This is a genomic window from Kineococcus indalonis (assembly GCF_009906395.1).
GTDB lineage: Bacteria > Actinomycetota > Actinomycetes > Actinomycetales > Kineococcaceae > Kineococcus > Kineococcus indalonis.
Genome location: NZ_JAAALM010000768.1, coordinates 1 through 1,330, shown reverse-complemented (window position 1 = coordinate 1,330; position 1,330 = coordinate 1). Strand labels below are relative to the sequence as shown.

The 1,330-nt window shown below is 79.1% G+C and carries 2 pseudogenes; both read right to left on the bottom strand.

From position 1 onward, the window contains the following. Positions 1-575: pseudogene (locus GTR00_RS20965) on the bottom strand (hypothetical protein); the annotation flags it as partial. A 77-nt stretch (positions 576-652) separates the two neighbouring features. Continuing rightward, positions 653-1,330: pseudogene (locus tag GTR00_RS20960) on the bottom strand (hypothetical protein); the annotation flags it as partial.

Here is a 1,330-nt window from a genome sequence, read left to right as displayed (position 1 = left end):
GCCCACCCGGCGTCGGCACCGCCGGTGGCCGGCGGGGCCTGCGCGGCGGGGGCGCTGCGGGCGGCCCCGGCCTCCGCGCCGTGCGCGGTGCGGGCGGGACCGGCCGCCGCGGGGGCGCCCACCGCGGCCACGGACAGCACCGCGGAGGTCTGCGGCACCCACACGGCGCCCGAGGCCAGCAGCAGCACCGCGGCGACGAGCCGCTGGGCGAGGACCTGGCTGCTCCCGCCCAGGCGCACCCGCGCAGCGGTGCCGCCGCGCGCCCACGCGCTCAGCTCCGCGGCGACGCAGACGGCGAAGTGCGCCCACACCAGCCACAGGGCGGCGGCCAGCACGTCCACGACGGCGCTCGCCGTGAGCTCGGCGTCGAGCCAGGTGCGGGTGGGCGCACCGGTGGGCAGGGGGTTGCCGACGAGCTGCACGAGGGCGAGCGGGACGCCGCCGAGGACGGCGAGCAGCACGAGCGCCGCGCCCGCGCCGCGCAGCAGCTCCAGCCGGCGCGCGTGCGGGGACAGCGCGCGGCGGGGCAGCCGCGCCGGCGCGCGGCGCGGGCCGGTCGGGGTGGAGGTGGACATGGCTCCTCGGGTTCTGTCGGTCCCCCGGCCCGGGCCGCGGGTGCCGGCCGGGGTCGCTGGCCGGGGTCGGTGGTCGGTCAGCGCGGCAGGGGCACGACGAGGGTCTGCACCTCGGTGACGCGCAGGCCCGTGCTGGTCTCCAGGTCCACCACGCGCAGGGTGCTCCAGGTGGCACCGGCGTCCTGGCTGACCTCGATGCGCCAGGTCTCGTGCGCCTCGACGGTGAAGGTGTCGGGCTCGCCCCGGTGGGTGCGCCCGGCGGAGGTGCTGCGGTACGTGTACGAGCACAGGCCCGGTCCGCTGCGCACGGTCGCGCCGGGGGCCAGGCGCTCCCCCCTCCCCGCGCAGCGCACGGTGGTGGAGGGGTCCTCCCCGGGTTCGACGAGGAGCTCCTGCATCACGGCGCGCACCCTCGTGCTGCCCGAGGCCAGCGGCTTCGGGTCCGCGCTCTCGCCGCGGGAGAACGCGATCGCCTGCCCCACGCGCGGCGTCGTCGAGGGGGAGGTGACCACGCCGAGGGTGTGGATCTGCCCGCGGCGCTCGCGCGCCAGCTCGACGTACGCCTGCTGGCCGGTGGTCAGCTCGCTCCAGAAGGGGCAGCGGTCCGGGTCGTCGCGGGAGACCACCACCGTGGAGGGCGAGAACACGAGGTCCCACGAGGGCACCCCGGTGCGCGGGTCCGGCGGCGGGGTGATCGTCACCTGCAGGAACTCCTGCGGCGGTGCGGGCGGCGGCGGCGGGGGCGGTCCGGGCGT